The sequence below is a fragment of the Pseudomonas capsici genome, assembly GCF_017165765.1.
Taxonomy (GTDB): Bacteria; Pseudomonadota; Gammaproteobacteria; order Pseudomonadales; family Pseudomonadaceae; genus Aquipseudomonas; species Aquipseudomonas capsici.
On record NZ_JAFGZD010000007.1, the window covers coordinates 311,393 to 332,309 of the forward strand.

The window sequence follows — 20,917 nt, forward strand, 5'->3', positions numbered from 1 at the left end:
CCTGCAGTAAAACCAGTGATTTTCTGGTACGAGTGTTCCACTAGGAAGAAATGTGCCAACTTGTGTCTTTTTGTAACGGCGGACATACAGATCGTCGCACAGGGGATACCAAAGGATCATCCACGAGGCAGACGACGGAACCCGAAAGACCCTGAGGACACTCACCAGCACCTAAACGTGCACGGAGCGCTCTGAAATGGTCAACTGGTTCGCAGGTATGCTGGGCAATATCAGTGTCAGATCGAAATTGATCCTGGGGTTTGTCAGCGTTCTGCTGCTGACGACCCTGATCGCTGCTTTCAGTTGGGTGGAAATCAATATCCTGCGCGAGCGGGGCGAGAAGCTGGCGTCCATTTCTCAGCTCAATGAAATGGTGCGCGACATGCGCATTGCCAAGCTGGGCTATGCCTTGCATCCAGAAACGGGTCGAGCCGCTGCGGTACTCAAGGCGAACGACAACCTGGAATCGCATTATGAAAGGATCAGAAGCCTGCTGAATGCACCGGCGGACCTGGCTCTGGTCTTTCGCTCCATGGAGACGACCGAGCGTTATCGCGATCATTTCAAGGATTTTGTCCGGGCCACCGAGGACCATGACGCCGCGAAGCTCAAGCAGATCCAGTATGGCCTGGACACGGAAGTGGCCAGCCTGTTTGAAACCAGTCGGCAATTACTGGTCAACCAGACGGCCAAGCGCGATGAAGATGTCGCCGAAGCCAAGTTTCTGCTCATCGTGTTTGCGAGCATTGCCCTGACGCTCGGCGCGCTGGCGGCCTGGCTGATTACCCGGATGATTGTCGGACCGTTGATGGAAACCCTGCAGGCTGCCGAACGGGTGGCTGCCGGTGACCTGAGTGCCGATATTCCGGTCAATCGCAAGGACGAACTGGGCCTTCTGCAAACCAGCATGCAGCGTATGACAGTCAACCTGCGCGACCTGATTGGCGGTATTCGTGACGGCGTCGTGCAATTGGCCAGTGCTTCCGAACAGCTCTCGGCGGTCACCGAGCAAACCACCGCAGGCGTTACCAGCCAGAAGAGCGAGACGGACCAGGTTGCGGTCGCCATGAACCAGATGGCCGCCACTGTCCAGGAGGTGGCCCGCAACGCCGAAGATGCTTCCCACGCTGCTATCGCGGCCCATGACGAGGCTCGCAAGAGCGATGAGGTCGTGCTTCAGGCCATCGACCAGATCGGGCGTCTGGCAGAGGAAGTCAATCATTCGACCGATGCCATGAACGACCTGAGCCGCGAAAGCGACCAGATCGGTACGGTGCTGGATGTGATCAAGTCGGTCGCCCAGCAGACCAACCTCCTGGCCCTCAACGCCGCCATTGAAGCTGCGCGGGCAGGTGCTGCCGGTCGCGGTTTTGCCGTGGTTGCTGACGAAGTTCGCAGCCTGGCTCAACGAACCCAGGCATCCACAGAGGAAATCGAAGGGCTGGTCAGCAGCCTGCAGAATGGTGCCCGGAAAGTCGCCGCTTTCCTCGGTAACAGCCTGTCATTGAGCAAAAGCAGTGTGGAGCTGACTCGTCTTGCCGGGAGCTCATTGATGAACATCAGTCGCTCGGTTTCCACCGTCGAACAGATGAACACCCAGATCGCCGCAGCCGCCGAACAACAGAGCATCGTCGCCGATGAAATCAACCGTCGGGTCGTGAATGTGCGAGTGATCTCTGAACAGACCTATGTCGCCAGCGGTGAAACCGCCATGTCCAGCACCGAACTGGCAAGGCTGGGCGGCAGCTTGCAGGCGAGTGTAGGGCGCTTCAGATTCTGAGGTGACGGGCGTTTCATTCGGGCTGGGTCGGCTGGTCGGCAACCAGCCCGATCCGTTTGCGCCAGAACCAGGTCAGCATCAGCACGCCGGTTAGCGCAATGGGTGTCATCAGGCAGATTGGCATCAGGCTTTTCGTGTAGAGCGACACCCCGGCCATCAGCACCATCATCGAAACGGCACCCATGACCTTCGCCCGATAGCGGGCGCGATAGAAATCCATCCGATAGCGTTCCAGGCTTTTGCGCTGCTGCTCGCGCATGTGTCGGGATCTGGCTGATTGTTTCTTCATCTTCATTATTGCAGGGTCATCCGTGGTCTGGGCGCAGGAGCATTGTCTTGCGCTGTGCTCCCTCATGCCTACACTGACATCGTTTTTTTTCAGAGCCCTGATCGGAACGCGTCTGCTTCAGGACGCGAAATACGAAGATGTTTCATCGAACGGGGCTCATAAAAGGTATAACTGGTGGCCTGCCCTGCGTATTATCGCTGTTTTAGTCGTTGAGCGGACCTGCATAGCCTCGGTGTACAATTCCTCTTCGAGGATGTACCGCGTACAGAGATGGCAAAAAGGTATTACGGCACCCCCGGTGCAGAGCGCAGGGGAGGCTGGGCCATTGGTTTTCGTAGCGACTGCCGATCGATGAATTCTTATTCAGCGCCAATCAGAAAATATAGCGGAGCATGTGAAGTGAGCATGATGAAATGGATTGACTTTCCCAGTCTGGGCGATGAACGAGGAGGGTTGGTCGCTCTGGAAATCGGTATGGAAAAAGCAATACCTTTTGATATTAAGCGCGTTTATTACATCTATCGAACCGGCGAAGGCGTCAGTCGCGGATATCATGCCCACCGTAATCTGAAACAAGTTGCGATCTGCGTTGCCGGACAGTGCCGGATGGTGCTGGACAACGGCAAGGTCCGTGAAGAAACCGTGATGGACAGTCCTACCAGAGGGCTGCTGATCGAAAGCATGGTCTGGCGTGAAATGCATGACTTCAGTGACGACTGCATACTTCTGGTGCTTGCCAGCGAGCATTATGACGAATCTGATTACATCAGAAATTATGATCGCTTTCTCACGGAGATAGAGAATGTCTGAGATTCACGCTCTGGCCGATGTCAAAAGTTCGGACATTGGTAGTTCCACGCGTATCTGGCAATACTCCGTTGTTCTGGCGGGCGCGGTTATCGGTCGTAACTGTAATATCTGTGCCCATACGCTGATCGAAGGCGATGTCGTCGTAGGGGACAATGTTACGGTCAAATCGGGTGTCTTCCTGTGGAGCGGCACTCGTATCGAAGACAACGCTTTTATTGGTCCCAATGCAACTTTCACCAACGATCCAATGCCCAGGTCGAAAGTATATCCCGATGCTTTTCAGGGCATCACGGTCAAGGCCGGTGCAAGTATTGGTGCCAATGCAACATTGCTGCCGGGCATCACCATCGGTCGCAATGCAATGGTAGGGGCAGGTTCTGTGGTCACGAAAGACGTGCCTGACAGCGCTGTTGTAGTAGGCAACCCGGCAAGAATTATCAGGTACCTGGACAAATGATCAGCTTTCTGGATTTGAAGAAAATCAATTCGACGATGCGCGAAGAATTGATCGAGTCGTGTACCCGTGTCATTGATTCGGGCTGGTACATCGGCGGTAATGAACTGTCGACTTTTGAAGAAAGTTTTGCAGCCTACAGCGGTAGTCGGCATTGCATTGGCGTTGCCAACGGCCTTGATGCGCTGAACCTGACATTGCGTGCCTGGAAAGAGCTGGGGAAACTCAAGGATGGCGATGAAGTCATCGTTCCAGCCAACACCTACATCGCCAGTGTTCTGGCAATTACCGAAAATCGCCTGGTGCCGGTTCTGGTCGAGCCCGACGCGCGCACCTATAACCTGTGCCCAGTCAATGCCCGGGCTGCGGTGACTTCCCGGACTCGTGTCCTCATGCCAGTTCATCTGTACGGGCAATTGTCCGACATGACAGCGTTGATGGCGCTGGCCGAGGAAAAGGGGCTTCTGGTGCTGGAAGACTCTGCACAGGCTCATGGCGCCAGCGTCAATGGCCGAAGGGCAGGGAGCTGGGGCGATGCTTCGGGATTCAGTTTCTATCCGGGAAAAAACCTGGGAGCCCTGGGCGATGCGGGCGCTGTCACCACGGACGACGACGAACTGGCCAAGGTTCTGCGCGCACTGCGTAACTATGGTTCCCATGAGAAATACAAGAATCTCTATCAGGGCGTGAACAGCCGCCTGGATGAGATTCAGGCAGCCATGCTGAGCGTCAAGCTCAAGTATCTGGATGACCAGACTGCGCGCCGCCGGGAAATTGCCAGGCTGTATATGGAGGGCATCGACAACCCGGCCGTAGAACTGCCACTTTCCACCGGCACTTGCCCGCTGTCGCTGGACAGCCATGTCTGGCATCTGTTCGTCGTTCAATGCCGGCAGCGTGACTTGTTGCAGAAGCATCTGGCCGCACAAGGCATTCAGACCATCATTCACTACCCGATTCCTGTCCATCAGCAGCAGGCTTACAAGGAACTGAATGGCAACAGCTATCCGGTGACCGAGAAGATCCACCAGCAAGTCCTGAGTTTGCCAATGAGTCCTGAAATGACATCGGCTGAAGTCGAACTGGTCATCGCAGCCGTTAATAATTTTTCTTGCGAAGAGTGACTCAATGATTCAGTTGCTAGGCCGTCTTTGGAAGTGTTTTACACTCAAAAGAAAGCTGCAGTTCTTTGTGATCCTCGGGCTCATGGTGGTTGCATCGCTTGCGGAAATAGTCAGCATCGGGGCCATCGTTCCCTTTCTGGCTGTCCTGATCAATCCGGAGAAGCTATTGAGCCAGCCGCTGGTGGGTGGTCTCTTTACGTCCATGGGTATCGATTCCGCCAACGGGCTTTTATTGCCACTGACCGTCATTTTCGCGGTAGCGGCCATATTCTCCGGTGTCAGTCGTTTTGTGCTGATGTGGGCGCAGAACAGGCTGAGTTCGGCTGTCGGTGGCGATCTGGCAGGCGACATTTACAAGACGGTCATTCATCAGCCTTACAGCAAGCACATCTCGAGAAACAGCAGTGAAGTGATCACGGCTATTTTCAACAAGGTCGACACTGTGGTGCGGGAGTTTCTTTTCCCTTCCCTGACCATTGTCAGTTCGGCTTTCATGATGCTGGCAATCCTCGTGATTGTCCTGGCCATCCAGCCGGTGGTCGCCTTTCTTGCCTTTGCGAGTTTTGGCGGGGTTTACCTGGCGGTTGTACTGGTGACAAGGAAGCAGTTGAGAAAAGACAGTCTGGTGGTGAGCGTCACTTCTGATCGGCTGCTGAAGTTGATGAGCGAGAGTCTCGAAGGTATTCGGGACGTGATCATCGACTCGTCGCAACGTACCTATCGCAAGGACTTCGATAGCGCCGACTACAAGTTGCGTCGTGCCAGGGCCAACATCCAGATCATCGCGAACTCGCCACGATTCGCTATCGAATCGTTCGGCATGCTGATGATTGCGGTTTTTGCCTACTGGCTTGCGCAGTTGCCCGGTGGCCTGCTTGCCTCCATTCCCATGCTGGGTGCGCTGGCGCTGGCAGCACAACGCCTGCTTCCGGTATTGCAGCAATCCTATGCGGCCTGGGCTTGCATCAGCGGTGCACAGGATTCCTTGCGAGATGTACTGGATCTTCTGCCGGAAGAACGTAGCGAGGTCGAAATCGAAACCACGCGCATTCCTCTGGATTTCAAGGACCGTCTGTCTCTGGATAATGTCTCGTATCGCTATGGCAACGATGCGCCGTGGGTATTGAAAAACATCAGCCTGAACATTCCCAAAGGTTCGCGGGTGGGGCTGATGGGGGCAACGGGCAGCGGAAAAAGTACCCTGATCGATATTCTGATGGGGCTGCTGACCCCTACGGATGGTGTCTTTGCGGTCGACGGTGTCGAGGTGAATACGGACAACAGTCGAAACTGGCAAGGCAACATTGCCCATGTGCCGCAGCAGATCTTTCTGTCCGACGCTTCTGTGGCTGAAAACATTGCCTTCGGCGTGCCTTACGAAAATATCGACTTTGACCGTGTGCGGCGAGCTGCTGCCAAGGCGCAGATTTCCGATGTCATCGAATCCTGGTCTGCGGGCTATGACACACCGGTAGGAGAGCGAGGTGTCTTTCTTTCCGGCGGACAGCGCCAACGTATCGCGATCGCCCGGGCTTTCTATAAAGAGGCCAGCGTTATCATTCTGGATGAAGCAACCAGTGCGCTGGACAGCAAGACCGAGCAGGAAGTCATGCGCGCCGTCGATGATCTTGGGGATGGCACGACGCTGATCGTCATTGCGCACCGGCTTAATACGCTGGAGACCTGTGATACTGTTATCGAGGTTGAAGGTGGAACAGTGGTAAGGTATGGCTCTTATGAGTCCGTATGCTGTGCTGTTCGTTAGTTTTCAAATGAGCAGGCCTTGCAGAGTTACCAGTCCATGGTCCGGCAAGGCCTCGCTGCGCACATCGCCGATGCTACATACATTCATGGCCCTGCTTGACCTGAGCAGGACGCAGGTGCGCCTGTAATGTGGAATCTGGCCGCTGCAGGATGCGCCTGATAGCTGAAACACAGAATTGAGCGGAGAGTCCTGTCCATGTGGATAGGTTTTCTGCTTTGAGAATCAGGGGGCAGCAGTCGGAAATGCATGGCTATTTCAGACTCTCCCCAGCGGTTTATGTCGGAGTGGGTCATGAGTGATAGCGTTGGCAGGGTAAGCGGGAAAGATTGCACAATCATTGTTAATTCCTGCGACATCTACGAAGATGTGTGGCTCCCCTTTTTCTACTCACTTAAAGACATGTGGCCTGACTGTGACTGTCGGGTCATATTGAATACAGAGCAAAAAAGCTTCGAGTTCGACGGGCTTCAGGTGCGTACGTTAAAGCTCTCGGCCGATGAAGCCAGGCGCCCTTGGGGTTGGCGGCTGCGCAAGGCCCTGGCCTTGGTTGAAACTGAATTCGTTATTACTCTGTTTGATGATTTCATCCTGGAGTCTCCCGTCAATCAGCTGAAAATAGCTGACTGTATCCGGGCGATGAAAGAGCGCTCTGAAATCGCTGTTTTCTATTTCAGCAATATTCCTGGCGTCAACAGGGTTGAAGGCGACCTTGACGGTTTTGAAGTGGTCGGTGCGCGAGACGACTACCGCTTGAATTCTGCGCCTGCGCTCTGGAGAACCCGCAAGCTTGTCGAATTTACCGGTGAAGTCGATTCGCCCTGGGCATGGGAGTTCTTCGGCAGTGCGCGAACCTACGGCGGCGGCGACATTTTTTATTGCGCCCAGATAGGCAAGGAAGACACGTTTGTTTACAACTACACGCTTGGCGGCGCTATCCGTAGAGGAAAGTGGGTGCCTAGCGTTATTACACCTGTGCTGAAGAAGTACAACTTGCCGATAGACATCAATAAAAGAGGTGTGGCAAGTGAGTCCTTGTCGGATGGAAAGTACAGTTTGAAATGGAAAGTCGATTTTTTTGTACTCGGCTTCAAGATGGTTGGTTTCAAGGCTTTTATCTTCTTGTACAGAGTGTTGGCAAAAAAATTGAGTGAAGGTGTTTCTCGTGGTTAAGAAAAAGTTTACGTTTGGTGTTTTGACCTTCAACCATGAGCTTTATATTATCGAGCACCTGGAAAGCATCAGGTTTCTGATAGAGACTTACGGTGCCGAATACGATTTCTGCCTGGTTATCGCGGACGACTGTTCCCGGGATAAAACCATTGAGCTGGTCAATCGCTGGCTGTCTGTTCATGGCGGTTTGTTTGATGACGTCAAGGTTCTGGATTATTCGAAGAATAACGGGACCTGCTTTAACTATACCCGTATCTGGCCCCATGTTGAGGGCGAGCTGTTCAAAATCACCGCCGGTGATGATGTCTATTCCCATGTGAATATTTTCGAGGAAGCCGAACAGTTAAGCTCCAATGAATATTATTCCGGCCTGCCTCTGCTGTTGATCGATGGTGAAATCCTCAATTCGCCCTCAACCATTTTTCATATCCTGGCTTCTGATGTCATCTATAAAGACAAGCCTTTCATGGCGCGCCTGAAAAATATCAGCAGCATCAATACGCCAAATCTATTTTGCAATAAGAAGCTTCTTCTCAATGATGAGCTGGGTCGCTTCATCAATAGCTACAGTGTCACTGAAGACTTTCCGATGCTGGTAAAGACTGCAGAGCTTTATAGCAATGTCAGCTTTCATCAGTCAAGTAAAGTATATGTTTACTATCGGCGTACGTCTGGATCGACCTATCTTGTCAGAGGGTCAGACTTCGACAAGGACAAGCTGAATATTTTCAACCATATGCTTTCTCTGGAGAAAGGCTGGTTTGGGCGTATTCTCCTGAAGAATCGGTTGTATTGCTACAACCTCGATAACGGGCTTTTGAAAAAGCTGTTCAACCTGAACTATTACGTTTATCTGTTCCGGTTGATGACAAGGCTTCTGCCGACCTTGAAGCGTTATTCCGAATCGACTCCCGATGTGGCGCGTCACAAGTCACATTATGAGATGGTCAGCAAAAGGGCAGCTGATTTCCATGCAGGACAGAGCCATGCATGAGTAAACGGCACGTGAGTGTTAGGCTTTTTGGGATTGGAAAAGGTTTAATCTTCTTCGGTGGGCTGGATGAAAACTGCTAAATTCTACATACCGCTTTTACTTGTTGAAAGCTACCTGCTGTTCACGCTGTGGCTGTTTTTTTTCGGCCCGGTGATCTGGCCCGTCGAAAATAAGAAAGAGTTCCTTTTCGTTGTATCCCTCTATCATGCGTTTTTTATCGCAGGGTATCTTCTGTCTTGCCGTTTCTCGCTAAAACAGTCGATCAGGACTGTTGAGTCTAACGGTCATAATCTGTTTTTGAGATATTACTGGATTATTATCGTCTTCGCGTTCATAGCGATGGTGATCCTGCATCGCAACACGACGCTTTCCAGATCATATTTTCCTACCGGCTTTTTCTCGGAGTTACTGAAGGGGTTGCTGGCACCTGCCGAGGTGCGCAGTTTTTATGCTTCTGCAGCCTCAAGAGAAGGGTTTTCCGGGAATGCTTATGTAACGGGGTTGCTCCTGTTTTTCGGCGTATTCAAGTACGTCCTGTTACCAGGCCTGGTGTTCTTCTGGGACCGGTTGAGTACCACGCGCAAGGTTGTGGGTTTTCTGGTGGTCATGCTTCCGTTGTGCACGGGCATCATCTCCAGTCTGAGCGCGATCAATTTCTATTACCTTTTTGTTGTGTCGGTCTGCCTTTTTGGTGTGGTGATTTCGAATAAGTCTGCCGGATTTTTTGTCGAGCTCGGACGGCGCAAGACCTTTCTGTTCTTTCTGGCTTTTATATTCCTGTTCTCGTTCTGGCAGTTTTATAGCGTCAAATCCGGTGTGTCGCCTTACAAGGTTTTCTTTGAAGACGAAAAACCTGTCTCGTTCAGCTATCTGAACGAAACGGGAAGTGTTTTCAAAAGCGATCTGGAACCGGCTGAAAAAGCCAAGGTTGCCGATTCGTCAGTAAAAGACACTGCTCCAGCCGTGCCAGAAAACGTCGATATCACTGTGCGGCCTGCCAAGACCAATGTTGTGGCCTTGCCGGCGACGGTTGATAACAAGGGGGCTGCAGCGAAGAACAATACTGCAGGCCAGCCGACAAAGACGATAACTCCAGAGTTGTCTGCGAAGACCGAAACTGCAGCCTTGCCAGAAATTGCCAAGGTGGCAAACGTGCCTGCCCAGGTTGCCGTCGCAGTCGTACCTGAGAAGTCCCCGCTTACCGATTTTTATGAAAAGCTGACCGTCTATCTGGTGCAGGGCTACCAAGGCGTATCCATTGCGCTTGGCGAGAAGTTCGACAGCTCATATGGCATCGGGCATTCAGTCTTCCTGCAGCGGGTCTTTGCCGAGCATTTGGGTATTGATGTAAGGGACAGAACGTTCCAGCGCAAGATTACTGCACGCTGGGACGAGAATGTTTACTGGCATTCGTTCTACAGCTACATGGCAAATGATGTCAGCTTCTTTGGCGTGTCGATTGTCATGCTGATTCTGGGCTGGTATTTCGCAAACGTTTATCTTGCCGTGGTCATTGATGATGACTTCTTTGCGAAAATGCTGCTGCCGTTGTTTGCCATCATGTTCTTGTATATCCCGGCGAATAATCAGATTTTCAGCTTTCTGGAAACCATGATTTCGTTCTGGATACTCACGGCGCTCTATATTTTCCACAGGCGTCGTACCGCTGTCCGGCATGCTCAAGGCTTCACTGAAGTGAACACGGCCGGGCAGGTCTAGAAGTTCGCATCGAGTGACTTCATACCCCACCGGTTTCAAGGTGGGGTTGCGCTTGGAAATGACGTGCAGGAAAACAGTCCGTCAATCCGGGCGGTAATTGAGGTGCAAGGGAGTTTTCGGCTGAAGCGGCAACCCTTGGAACCAAGGGAAAGGAAGATGGCGCACTCGGCGGGATTCGAACCACGACCCCTGCCTTCGGAGTCCTAAAAGTCGACGTTTAGAATCAATACGTTAGCGGGGATTAGCTGGGAAATCAACGGGTTGTGTTAGCTGAGGTTAGCGGGTTTTCGCCCCGATTAGCGGGGCGAGTGTGGCAGATTTGTGGCATCGCTACTTATTCGCGTTGCGTAGCGAGGCGGTGGCCATCGTCATCGGCTACCCGTATTAAAAAAGGTAGGCGTGCTCGTTATCATTGCTGAGCTTTATCTAACCAATCGAGCTGTTTGCGGATCGTATGCAAAACTGAGAATTGACCCATCCCGAATGCGCTCAACCGCCTCGTCGATCACATGCAGCGGCACTAGGAACCACTCCCTAGGTTTCACCGGATGGCCGAAGCGGTCTTCGATGGTCAAGTCCAACTGCGCTGCGCCAAACAGGCGGTGGAAGATGTTTTCAAGCCTAGTGCGGTTCAGGTTGTGCAGCTTGTAAGTAGCGACCACCTCCACATCGGCCAGCAGGTAGGTGGCATCTTTCGCAGCCGCCGCGATGCGGGTTTCCACCTTGCCACCGGTCACGCCAATCTTGTGGATCAGCTCGCGGTGTTTGGCTACGAATGGGTGGCTGGACTGGCTGCGCAGAACATAGATAGTGCCAGTCTCGATGTCGTCCGGCTCGGTTATGTCGCTGAACAGCGGGCCGGAATCTACCTTGATAAGCCGAGATCCGGCACGCCCGTCACTGTCTTTGTAGAGCGCCCGCTGCAAGGATCGTAATAGCAGATCGCTTTCCGTCTCATTGGAGTAGATGACGCGCAAGCGCCCATTCATCTCCGCATTCGGCGTCTTGTAGGTATCGCCCACTTTGGCGACATACGCAATGAGTCCGCTCAAAATGAAGAAGTCCCCGGCCTCGATGCTCGCGTTCTTGCCAAAGGGCTTGGTTACCCACAATTTCTGCTTGAGGCCCGCTTCCACCTCATCAAACAGTGGCTTGAACTTCTCGAAGTCTTTACATGGATTCCGAGTGGCCATTTCTTCTGCGGCTTTTATTGCAGCGCTGGAACGCACATGTCGCAGCACTGTGATGTCGTCCTGCTCGACAGACTCACTGCCGATGCCCAGCTCGGCGAGCAAAGCGTCTTCATCCAGGTCATCCACATTTACTGTGGCGACTGCCGAACCCGACAGTAGGCCGTGACTATCCAGGCCGGCCAGTAGGGTTTGTGCCTCCGGCAGCTTGCACAGCTGATCCAGGCGTACGGCATACAAGCGCTCGAAGATGTCGCGGTCTTCGCCATGCAGTGGGACGCGGCGGTGGGTCTTGTAGAAGCGCTGAATGTCCTCGAAGCCAGCGATGATGCGTTCTTCGCGAGGGGTTCGAGTGGTTGTCTTGAGCGTGGGGACTTCTACTCCCAACGCATCCAGCAGGTCGTCATCGTTCATATCAGCCATTGGCGGATTCCCCCTGTGCCGCTTTGGCCTGGGCGCGGTAGCGTGCCAACGCAGCTACACCTTCGGCCATGCGTTTTTCCCAGGCATCGGCGGAGTTGATGTCAGGCAGGCGGCCACGCTCGTTCTTGAACTGCAAAGCACGCTTTGCCAGATCACGTGCTTCGTCTTCGGGAATGCTCACTTTCTTGGCTGCAATGCTGGCTTGGACCTGGCGCAGAGATTTTTCATCCATCGCCTTCGCCAGCACTGCATAGGCGGCATCGAATGGGTTAATGCGGTCGATCAGATCAATGTCCAGCTCGCGCACGTTAACGAACTTGCGCACGCCATCAAGCAGTGCGGTACTGCCCTGCACGTTGTCGCTACCGTTAGCATCAGCCTGCGCCAGAGCCAGCTTGGCCTGTTGGGTAATGTTCATGGCGGCGATGGCATGCTGGCGGATGGCTTCCTGGTCGACGTCGCCCAAATCGGGGTAACGCTCGCGCACGATCTTGCCCATGCGCAGTTGGGTCAGCTCTTCCGGCAGGGTGTTTTCCTTGTCGAACAGGCCGCGCTCCAGCACGGTTTTGTCCTGCAGGAAGCTGGTCACTACTTCGTTCAAGTCTTCTTTGCAGATGCGCGTGGCTTCTGTGCTTTGCGGTGTGGTCAGGCCGTTGATCTCGACATGGAACTGGCCCGTGGTTTCATTCACGCCCAGGTTGGTGCCGCCTGGTTGATAACCATCTGGCCCGTAATTGAAGCCTTCTTTAGGCCCGGTATCTTTCGGGGTGAACTCATAGCGTGGGGCCAACACCTGTTCCATCAGCAGGCTGGCGGAAATGGCCTTGAGCATATCGTTCACCGCCTCGGCTACAGCAGCTTGATCAGCTGTGGGCTCGGCGATCAGGTTGGTGAAGCGCGAGCGCTCCTTGCCCTCGGCATCCCGCGTGGCACGGCCAATGATCTGCACGATTTCGGTCAGGCTTGAACGGTAGCCGATGGTCAGCGCATGCTCGCACCAGATCCAGTCAAAGCCTTCCTTCGCCATACCCAGGGCGATGATCACATCCACGTTGTCGCGGTTGTTCTTCTGCGCCGGATCTTTCAGTGCGCCGAGAACTTTGGAGCGTCTGGCCGCGTCGCTGTCATCCACTAGGTCGGCCACTTTCAGCGTGCGGCCGTCCTTGGCTTTGATCAGGTGGAAGCCGGTCGCTGGGTCGACACCCTGCCAATCGCCCAGCGAGCTCATGATCTCGTTGACCTCGCGCTCCTTGTCTTTGAGACTCTCACGGGCATTTACGTTTGGAATGTGGACGATGGTTTTCAGCGCCGGGTCTAGGACCTTGGCGACTGCATCCACATACCTCCCGGTGTAGAAGAAGTAGCCAATATCCAGCGACTTGAGCCAGCGATAGCCGTTGAGCTGCTCGTAGTAGGTGTACGTCACCGTCTCAAACTTGTTCTCTTCCGACGGTGCCAGCACGGCCTCGCTGTCACCACGGAAGTAGGAGCCGGTCATGGCAACCAGATGCACCTTGTCGCGGTTGATAAACGCGCTCAGTTGGCTGCCCAGTTTGTTGTCCGGGTTGGCGGAAACGTGGTGGAACTCGTCGATGGCAATCAGGCGGTTGTCGAAGGCGTCGATTCCAAGATCTTCGACGGCAAAGCGGAAGGTGGCATGGGTGCAGACCAGCACCTTTTCGCCGCTGATCAGGAAGGCGCGCACGGCATCTACCTTGGACTTGGCCACACGCGGCTCATCGATGCCAGGGGCATTGCACAGGTTCCACTGTGGGGCTACTTGCCAGTCCCAATAGAAGCCATGTTGGCTCAACGGCTCATCGGCAAAGCTGCCGCCAATGGAACGCTCCGGTACTACGACGATGGCCTGTTGCAGTCCTTGGTTATGGAGCTTGTCCAAGGCGATAAACATCAGGGCGCGGGACTTTCCAGATGCCGGTGGGGATTTGATCAGCAGATACTGTTCGCCGCGCTTGGTATAGGCGCGTTCCTGCATGGTACGCATGCCCAGCTCATTGGCCTTGCTGGATGCCCCAGTGTGCGCGGTAGCAATGGATACCGACGGCACCGTGTAGCTGTTGGTCGGGTTGGTAGTCTTAGTCACTGTGATTCTTCCTCCATGAGGGTGCCGTCGCCTGGGCATTGTGGATGCGGCCTTTGAGATCAGCTAACCACTCGCCGTAGCCTTCGGGCGGCGTGGTCAGGCTAGCAAGGGTATCGCTCATGCCTTTTTCCCTCGTGGCTTTTTTGTCGCGGCCTTCGATGTATCTGCTGTCATCTTGGTGTAGAGGTCAAACAGTTTTTCCAGCCGTTCGGTGTCGTTTCTAAAACGACGACCGATATAGATGCGCTCCAGCACTTCATCGTTGCGCTCGTGGGCGTGGCGCAGGTTGTCCGGCATGGTGTCCGGGTCGTACAGGTCAGCGATTGTGGCGGGGAAGTGGGCTTCGCGGGCCAGCAGGATGTCCTCGGCGCAGCGGGTCAGATCTGCCTTGTTCTGTTCGGTGAGCAGCGGCACAGGGAAAGTGTTCCAGCCAAGCGTGTTGGAGTAGCGGAAGTCTGTCTTCATTTTTCCGCAGACGGTGCCAATCCAGACTAGGTGCAGTCGGGAAGCGATCAGGGCCATGTTCCAAAGAGGCGCGTCGTATAGAGCAAAGGCCAAGTCTGTGACGATTGAGCCTTTGGGCAGCAATCCTACGGGAAGATATTCGCGCGACTCCGACGAAACCTTCGGAACAATCGTTACGATTTCATTACCAGTTTGTTTTACTTCTTCGAATTTATGAGGCCATGCAGCGCCTTTCTTTGTGGCAACCTTTGGGCTTTTTAGTCGGAAGGCAGCAACCGCATCCAATTTTCTATTGATTTCTTCATTGGCCTTAGCTTCTTGCTCTTGGTCGTCAGAAATCCACAAACAGAAACGAACTTCACCTCGAATGTACTCGCTTGCACCATATGCGCGCTTAAGGAATTTAGTTGTTTCCACATCTCTTTCTACTAGCCTTTGCCTTTCCGTCTCTGTGAAAAGCAAATTCCCACCCTCGACCGGCTTACCGCCAGCATCCATCTGGCTTCTTTCATCGGAGGGGGACGTCTGTTTATCGACTATGACGTCGGTGCCAGATACCAAGTAAGCATTAATTTTCTCGACCGCTTTAACCGCCACATCTCCATTGCTGTTGGTTGAGTAAATACGTCGATACTTTTCGGGGTCGTTGGAAATACAGACAATTACAACAGTCACACCTGCATTGTGACTCGCTAGGTTTGCCCACTTGAACGAGGTGTATGCAAATGCGATCTGGTAGTCGCCAGAAAAAATTAGTGGCCAGAGGATCGGTACTTGTTGCCCCTGACAAATGGAGTTTGTGGATACAAACGCAGCCTTCGCCTTGGTCTTGGTGCCATAGTCGGCGGCCTTCATGAACCAGCCCGCGACATAGTCTAGTGATTTCCAGTTTTTGGTACGGGAGGCAAAGATGGCCTCTAGGTCGGCCTTCTGCTCATCAGTCTGCCAAGTGGACCCAAGATAAGGTGGATTACCACATATATACGTCTCGCCACCTTCGTTCTCGAAATCGATTTCCGTCTGGTTGAGTGGCGTGCCAAATAAGTCATCGCCAATTATTTTGACGCCTGTACCCGTAGGTCGGCAGATACTCAACCAATCCAGCCTCAACGCATTGCCGCAAACAATCCAGTTTTGCGCATCCAGCGGCAAAAACTCAGCCAGAGCATCCTGTTGACCGCGATACAGCACGTCGCATTGAAACTCAGCGATGATCAGCGCCAGGCGGGCAATCTCAGCCGGGAAGTCGCGCAATTCAATGCCGCGGAAGTTAGTCAGCGGTATTTCGGACCTATTGTTAGCCTCGTCTCGACGGCGATTGATCTCCGCCTCGATCTCGCGCATTTGCTTGTAGGCGATAACCAAGAAATTGCCGGAGCCGCATGCAGGGTCAAATACGCGAATATGTGCCATGCGCTTGCGCAGATTGAGCAGCTTGGCTCTGTTGTCGCCGGCCGCGTCCAGTTGCGCGCGCAGGTCATCCAAAAACAGCGGGTTCAGCACCTTGAGGATATTGGGCACGCTGGTGTAGTGCATGCCCAGTGCGCCGCGCTCTTCATCATCGGCCACCGCCTGAATCATGCTGCCGAAGATGTCCGGGTTAATTTTCTGCCAATTCAGCTTGCCGGCGTGCAGCAGATAAGTGCGTGCCATACGCGTAAAGCGCGGCGTTTCTGTGCTGCCAGAGAACAAACCGCCATTCACATAAGGGAAGGTGTTGGCCCAGCTGGGAAGGCGCGTTTGAGCGGTGGCGCGCTCGGGCAGCTTGATATTCATGGCGCGGAAGATCTCCGACAGCACCTGGTGGGTGTTGGAGCCGTCGCGTTCGCTGAACTGCTCAACCGTCTTGGTAAACAGACCATCGCCAGTGAAGATGTCGGTGTCTTCGGCAAAAAAACAGAACACCAGCCGCGCCATAAAGTGGTTCATGTCGGCGCGGCGCTCGGCCTTGGCCCAGTCGGGGTTCTCGCTCAGCAGTTCGACGTACAGCTTGTTCAGGCGGCTGGTGGCGCGCACGTCGATGGGGTTGTCCTTGATCTCCTTGATGGTGGAGATGCCGGCCAGCGGCAGCAGGAAGCCGAAGTGGTTGGGGAGATCCGGGTAGTCGCAGGCGATGGTTTCGCCCGTGATCAGCTCTTCGGCTTCCAGCGTTTGCCCGTCGGTAGCGAGGATGAACTTGGCTTTGGCTTTTGTGGTGGCCGGGCTGGCGCGTAACGCCTTGAGCGTTTCGCCCACAGTGTCGGGCTCGCATGCGGCGATATGAATGTTGCTGCGCAGCAGTACGCCTCCGGGTACGTCCGAGGCGTTGTTGTTGCCGGCGCGCAGGCGCTTGAGCGCGGTTTCCTTGTTGCCGAACGCGGCCAGGAAGGTGAACGGGAACTCCGCCGCGTCAAAGGGCTCAAGGGCCAGGTCCGATATGGCGGACTCAATCTCTACTGCATTCATGGTTTACCACTGCCCAGATCGCTGATGCGCGAATGCGGTGAATTCACCCGCAGACATTTTTAGAGGTTCCATTCCGGCCGGCATGTGCCGTTACGTAAGCTTGTTTTCAGCGTCAGAGGGATCTATAGGCTTCCTTCATCGCATATCGCTGCGCGCGAAGCCTAGCGCCATCAACCAGCGGCCGGGAACTCGATGTCATGGATGATAAAGGAAAGCGACTTACCCATGCGAAAAAGCCTTCCTACCCCTTGACGTTATCCAGTCCAGCTGGCAAGTCCAAGAGGTGACGCTGTAGTGGTCGTTTTGGTGCCGCTTAGAACTGTTCCAAGTCTCGATCCAACTACAGGTTGCGATTGGACGTTTGGTAGGCTCAGCCTTGGAAGCTGTAAGCGAACTCATGTGGTTGACGTCTCCAGATGTCGGTAGGGAGCGCCTTTGGCGCAGGGGAGCGCCGTCAAGGATCCGCATTTTCCCGGCCGAGAGCATCCTCGAAGGACGTCGTAAAGCTTATAAGGTCGCGACCTAGAACCTGACAAAGGTCCCGAAGTTGAACCATATCCAACCGTCTGATGCCTCGTTCCACATCGCTCATGAAGGACTGCGGCCTCCCCAGGGCGGCTGAGCACTGAGCTTGGGTCATCCCCGACCCAAGACGCATGCGCTTTAGCTCCCGCAAGAAGATGACATGCTCACGTCGATAGATAGCCTTGGTCATAGCCGTATCCGGGCAAGAAGCGGCTGATCAAGCTATATCTGCTTTTGGGATATCTGATTTTCAGTTATTTTGAGGTGGTTCAGTTCGTCTGGGAGGCTGTATGAGACTGGTCTGGGAGCTGTTTCGAGTCGCGTGGGCCGTGGGGTGCGTGCCGGTGGGTGTGCTCTTACTGGTTGTGGTGGTTTTCTCTGGCTTTAACCTGCCATTTTTTCTTGGGTTCACCAGCGGCGAAGACCCCGCAATCCGCTGGCTGTCTGGGCCCTGGCCCTATATTTTTTCGGAGGAGGGTGGCTGTTCTATCGAGTCAACCAAAGCTATGCCGAAAAGCTGAAGAGCATGGCTGCTGCTTATCGGGCTGAGGGATTCAATCCTGAGGTTGAGGTGTATGCAAAAATCAACGATGCGTACGTTGGTGTCGATCTGAAATCGAATCGGTTACTAGCCTATCCAGTAGGCCGCGAGGCCCACTTCTTCCGATTAGACGAAATTCGTTCGTGGCGCATCCTGCCCGTGGGTAAAAGCAGTCATCGACTTGAGCTGTTGACTAGCGACCTGAAGATCCCAACGTTCAGCCTAGCGCTGAGGTCGTCTGACGTCGCCAGTACTGAGGCGCGGTTGCGTACCGTTTTCGACACCTAAACTGCTCAAGGAGCCTTTAGTTATCCATTCGGGGTGGCCTAATGAGTGACGTGAGCGTTGGTAATGTTTGGCATGCGGATATCGTCCAGCTGAAACGGGCGAATGCCACCATGCGGTTGGCCAACCAAGCGCTGGCTTCTAGGGACCGTGCCAGGTTGTACGCGCTGGGCTTCTCGCATGCTCACATTCGAGAGCTGGAGGTCAAAGGCGGTTTCCGATCATCCGCCATTGGGCAGAACACTCGATTGATCAATCTTCTGCAGAAAAAGGGACTAGCTAATGCTGACTGATCACGAACCGTTAAAAATTGCCTCAGGGGTCTTGGCGCGTACGACCATCGATTCTGTCCTCGTGTCGACGTCATATCACGCACGGGGCTGGCAGATCCTTGACCGCTGGGCACTCAATTCGTCTGGGCGACTTCGGGAGCTTGAAGCCGATGGCGAGTTGCTGCTGCTGGAGCGATTGCTCGAACAGCAACGTTTGGAGCAAGAGGCGCTCATATCGCCTCACGGGCTGGCGCAGCGAGCCCAAGGATTGGCTGAGCATGAAATTCTTGCGCTGTGCGGCATACCTGACAATCTGTGACACATCAGATGCAAGGGACCTGGACGAACAACATGAGGCTTTTCGCTTCAACGGGTCTCGGGGCTCGCCCTGAGCAGGTACGGTAGGTAAAGCAAGGGAGTGGAACGACCGCCGCTTTGCTGGTTGTACGTACGCCATTCATGGCGGGAGTACAAACCCTACCCTGTCCTGATTCCAGCTAGCTTCGACGTAACAACTTCGGGAATAGGCGAATGAGTTTGCTGGTGCAGGTTCATAAGGATGCCAAAGTCGAGTATGGGGGACGCAGGAAGAGCATCCTTTGAGGGATGGTGGCGGTAGAGACTCGTTCGCGAACATGTTCGCGACCCTGGCGGTTTACGGCATCTGCAAAAAACAGGACCTCGAAAAGCTTTCTGAAGAAGCATGTTGAAGACGAGTGGGGCAACGGTTAAGTAGCAGGAACGGAAGATTTTTGTCTACCGCTAGTGCACAAATGGCCAGGTACGAGGTGCAGTGAGATGGTGACTGAATGGTTGAAGAAAAATTGGCGGCTGGCATTACGGTCAGTGCAGAAAGCCGAACCTAACAGGAGTGCTGTATTTACCAGATGCGGCACACCATTGGTTTACTCGGGTGAGGTCGAGATTGAGCCCAGCTTGCTCCAAGGGACCCGTCCCAACGGTGGGCAGGTGATGACGGCCCAAGAATGAACGAGGGCAACCACAAGGGGCACGAAGGCCGCGCTTTGAATGGTTGCATCGCTTTGACAGATCAGCGGAGTGATCGAACAATAGCTGTATGAAGCTAAGTACCCAGAATATTGAGCCAACTGAAGCTTTGCAGGCTGTCTTTCGTGAGATCAGGCATCATCAAGACACCGGCAGGAAAAACTTCGTGGTCCGCGTGCCCGTTGATTTGATCGAGTACCTGTTCACCGGGATTGGCTTGAAATCAGGCATGTCTAAAGTGCAGCTTGAACGTCAGCTTGCTGAGCTGAAAGTGTCCGGATTCGGAGATGCTGACGGTCGAGTGCTCAGGCGCTACCTCAGCGGGCAATCGCGCATGGCTTGGGATACCTTCCAGCGTTTGGTGTTTTGGGCATTCACGAAAGGCTGGATTTCGGACTGGGTTTTTCGAGATCTAATCATGCGTGCGCATGTGCGAGAGGCAGCCCAGCTCAGCGCTCGAAAGATAATCAATCGGCTAAAGCGACAGGTCTCGGCGAAAATCCTGAATGAGCATGACATCATGCAATGCTTTCATGATGTCTATCTGCTCAAACAGCGGGAGCGAGATCAAGGACTGATTAGCCGCCTGCGTGTCGATTCATCCAATCGTGAATTGGCACGGATCCTAGGTTTCGAATCAGTCCCGGACGAATGAAAGCAACCGTCGCCGTCGCCCTGCATTCCTCGCTTGAACGAGCTTACGACCTTGAACCGTTGGCTGAGGCGGCGTTGTTCAGGTGCTCTGCTAAGTACAGCGTGAGAGCCATTGCGTTTTGTGGCTTGCTTGAGGCCGAGCGGTAGTTTTCAGCCATCGCGTTGACGACCACCTGGGGCGCAAAGCGGAGCTTACCGCTGGTCATGGCTTTGACTATTCCCCTGTGTACATCTGTCTGGTGTTCGGAAGGAATGCCCGACATATCCAGCTTACGAGAGCTCACGCTCGACGTTTCGGTTAGTGATTTCTGTTGGGGTTTGTTGTTAAGCCGGACATTGGTAGATAGGGTATCGATACCGCATTGCTCTGGTATCGGTACCTCTCCAGTTGCACGTGGACGGTCCGGTTGCAGCAAATCCTCCACCAGGCGTTGCTGATCGCCAGTCAGTCGATCTTTGAAGTCATTCAGGAACTCATCAAGCCACTCGCCAGGTATCCGACGGATTTCTCCGATTGCTCTGTCTCTCAGCTTCGGTCCCGTTACTTGGCTTGCCGAGTGATGGTCCCACCAAAGGCGCACCCAGACAATGAAGCGGTTCAAGTCATACCTGACAAGGTCTTCGTCCTGCAGCCGATGGATAACCTGTAGCCATTGATCTGCGGTCCATCCCAGCTCTGCGCCCGCAATGCGTGGAACGAGCGGGTAGACACCAGTGATGTTGCTGTCTGGCGCGGTCAATAGGTGTAGCAATGCAACCTTATCTTTGGTCGTGCAATTCAGGAGGCGTGGCGAGCGCCAGAAGTTCTGATCTCTGATGGTTCGTAAGCGTACGGCGAACTCACCTTCCGAACTCCAGCATTAAGGGCGATGGTGTCCGCGTATTTTTAAGCGGACGCGA

The 20,917-nt window shown here is 54.0% G+C and carries 19 protein-coding genes; 12 read left to right on the forward strand and 7 right to left on the reverse strand.

The genetic code is table 11. The features are described from left to right. The first annotated feature begins 196 nt into the window (after positions 1 to 196). A complete protein-coding gene (locus JSY17_RS12855; RefSeq protein WP_206401862.1) occupies positions 197 to 1,780 on the forward strand; it encodes a methyl-accepting chemotaxis protein in 1,584 nt (527 codons plus the stop codon). 13 nt (positions 1,781 to 1,793) lie between these two features. Here JSY17_RS12855 and JSY17_RS12860 read toward each other — a convergent pair whose 3' ends face one another. Further along, the gene (locus tag JSY17_RS12860; protein WP_206401864.1) at positions 1,794 to 2,039 is read right to left on the reverse strand and encodes a hypothetical protein; all 246 of its coding nucleotides are present in this window, start codon (positions 2,037 to 2,039) and stop codon (positions 1,794 to 1,796) included. Positions 2,040 to 2,474: 435 nt separating this feature from the next. Between JSY17_RS12860 and JSY17_RS12865 the strand changes: the two genes are divergently transcribed. From JSY17_RS12865 to JSY17_RS12895, 7 genes are all read left to right on the forward strand, one after another. After that, positions 2,475 to 2,879: a sugar 3,4-ketoisomerase gene (locus tag JSY17_RS12865; protein WP_232849441.1), complete on the forward strand. Its 405-nt coding sequence runs from the start codon at positions 2,475 to 2,477 to the stop codon at positions 2,877 to 2,879. Then, on the forward strand, positions 2,872 to 3,336 hold the full coding sequence (locus JSY17_RS12870) for an acyltransferase (protein ID WP_117182599.1): 465 nt from the start codon (positions 2,872 to 2,874) through the stop codon (positions 3,334 to 3,336). The genes JSY17_RS12865 and JSY17_RS12870 overlap by 8 nt, the downstream gene beginning before the upstream one ends. Beyond that, positions 3,333 to 4,457, forward strand: a complete 1,125-nt coding sequence (locus tag JSY17_RS12875; RefSeq protein WP_200998015.1) for a DegT/DnrJ/EryC1/StrS family aminotransferase — start codon at positions 3,333 to 3,335, stop codon at positions 4,455 to 4,457. The genes JSY17_RS12870 and JSY17_RS12875 overlap by 4 nt, the downstream gene beginning before the upstream one ends. A 67-nt stretch (positions 4,458 to 4,524) precedes the next feature. After that, positions 4,525 to 6,222, forward strand: coding sequence for an ABC transporter ATP-binding protein (locus tag JSY17_RS12880; protein ID WP_200977092.1), 1,698 nt, complete (start codon positions 4,525 to 4,527; stop codon positions 6,220 to 6,222). A gap of 291 nt (positions 6,223 to 6,513) precedes the next feature. Next, on the forward strand, positions 6,514 to 7,392 hold the full coding sequence (locus tag JSY17_RS12885; RefSeq protein ID WP_206401865.1) for a hypothetical protein: 879 nt from the start codon (positions 6,514 to 6,516) through the stop codon (positions 7,390 to 7,392). After that, entirely contained in the window at positions 7,385 to 8,386 is a 1,002-nt protein-coding gene (locus JSY17_RS12890; RefSeq protein ID WP_206401866.1) for a glycosyltransferase family 2 protein, read from the forward strand. Before JSY17_RS12885 ends, JSY17_RS12890 begins: the two co-directional genes overlap by 8 nt. 66 nt (positions 8,387 to 8,452) lie before the next feature. After that, entirely contained in the window at positions 8,453 to 10,105 is a 1,653-nt protein-coding gene (locus JSY17_RS12895; RefSeq protein WP_147466469.1) for a hypothetical protein, read from the forward strand. Between the two features lie 422 nt (positions 10,106 to 10,527). Here JSY17_RS12895 and JSY17_RS12900 read toward each other — a convergent pair whose 3' ends face one another. From JSY17_RS12900 to JSY17_RS12915, 5 genes are all read right to left on the reverse strand, one after another. After that, entirely contained in the window at positions 10,528 to 11,718 is a 1,191-nt protein-coding gene (locus JSY17_RS12900) for a GIY-YIG nuclease family protein (RefSeq protein ID WP_206401867.1), read from the reverse strand. Continuing rightward, the gene (locus tag JSY17_RS12905; protein WP_206401868.1) at positions 11,711 to 13,822 is read right to left on the reverse strand and encodes a DEAD/DEAH box helicase; all 2,112 of its coding nucleotides are present in this window, start codon (positions 13,820 to 13,822) and stop codon (positions 11,711 to 11,713) included. The genes JSY17_RS12900 and JSY17_RS12905 overlap by 8 nt, the downstream gene beginning before the upstream one ends. Continuing rightward, complete coding sequence (locus JSY17_RS25860; protein WP_263943186.1) at positions 13,815 to 13,943, reverse strand: hypothetical protein; 129 nt, start codon at positions 13,941 to 13,943, stop codon at positions 13,815 to 13,817. Before JSY17_RS25860 ends, JSY17_RS12905 begins: the two co-directional genes overlap by 8 nt. Further along, a complete protein-coding gene (locus tag JSY17_RS12910; RefSeq protein WP_206401869.1) occupies positions 13,940 to 16,732 on the reverse strand; it encodes a class I SAM-dependent DNA methyltransferase in 2,793 nt (930 codons plus the stop codon). Before JSY17_RS12910 ends, JSY17_RS25860 begins: the two co-directional genes overlap by 4 nt. A gap of 454 nt (positions 16,733 to 17,186) precedes the next feature. Continuing rightward, positions 17,187 to 17,447, reverse strand: a complete 261-nt coding sequence (locus tag JSY17_RS12915) for a helix-turn-helix domain-containing protein (protein ID WP_206401870.1) — start codon at positions 17,445 to 17,447, stop codon at positions 17,187 to 17,189. A gap of 336 nt (positions 17,448 to 17,783) precedes the next feature. Here JSY17_RS12915 and JSY17_RS25685 point away from each other — a divergent pair, with 336 nt between their 5' ends. The 4 genes from JSY17_RS25685 (at position 17,784) to JSY17_RS12935 (ending at position 20,018) form a co-directional block, all read left to right on the forward strand. Continuing rightward, entirely contained in the window at positions 17,784 to 18,086 is a 303-nt protein-coding gene (locus JSY17_RS25685) for a hypothetical protein (RefSeq protein WP_232849422.1), read from the forward strand. Between the two features lie 41 nt (positions 18,087 to 18,127). Continuing rightward, a complete protein-coding gene (locus JSY17_RS12925) occupies positions 18,128 to 18,376 on the forward strand; it encodes a hypothetical protein (protein WP_206401871.1) in 249 nt (82 codons plus the stop codon). Beyond that, positions 18,366 to 18,674: a hypothetical protein gene (locus tag JSY17_RS12930; RefSeq protein ID WP_206401872.1), complete on the forward strand. Its 309-nt coding sequence runs from the start codon at positions 18,366 to 18,368 to the stop codon at positions 18,672 to 18,674. Before JSY17_RS12925 ends, JSY17_RS12930 begins: the two co-directional genes overlap by 11 nt. A gap of 759 nt (positions 18,675 to 19,433) precedes the next feature. Next, positions 19,434 to 20,018, forward strand: coding sequence for a hypothetical protein (locus JSY17_RS12935; RefSeq protein ID WP_206401873.1), 585 nt, complete (start codon positions 19,434 to 19,436; stop codon positions 20,016 to 20,018). 43 nt (positions 20,019 to 20,061) lie between these two features. Here the strand turns inward: JSY17_RS12935 and JSY17_RS12940 are convergent, their stop codons facing one another. Then, entirely contained in the window at positions 20,062 to 20,619 is a 558-nt protein-coding gene (locus tag JSY17_RS12940) for a hypothetical protein (RefSeq protein ID WP_232849423.1), read from the reverse strand. Positions 20,620 to 20,917: the final 298 nt, after the last annotated feature.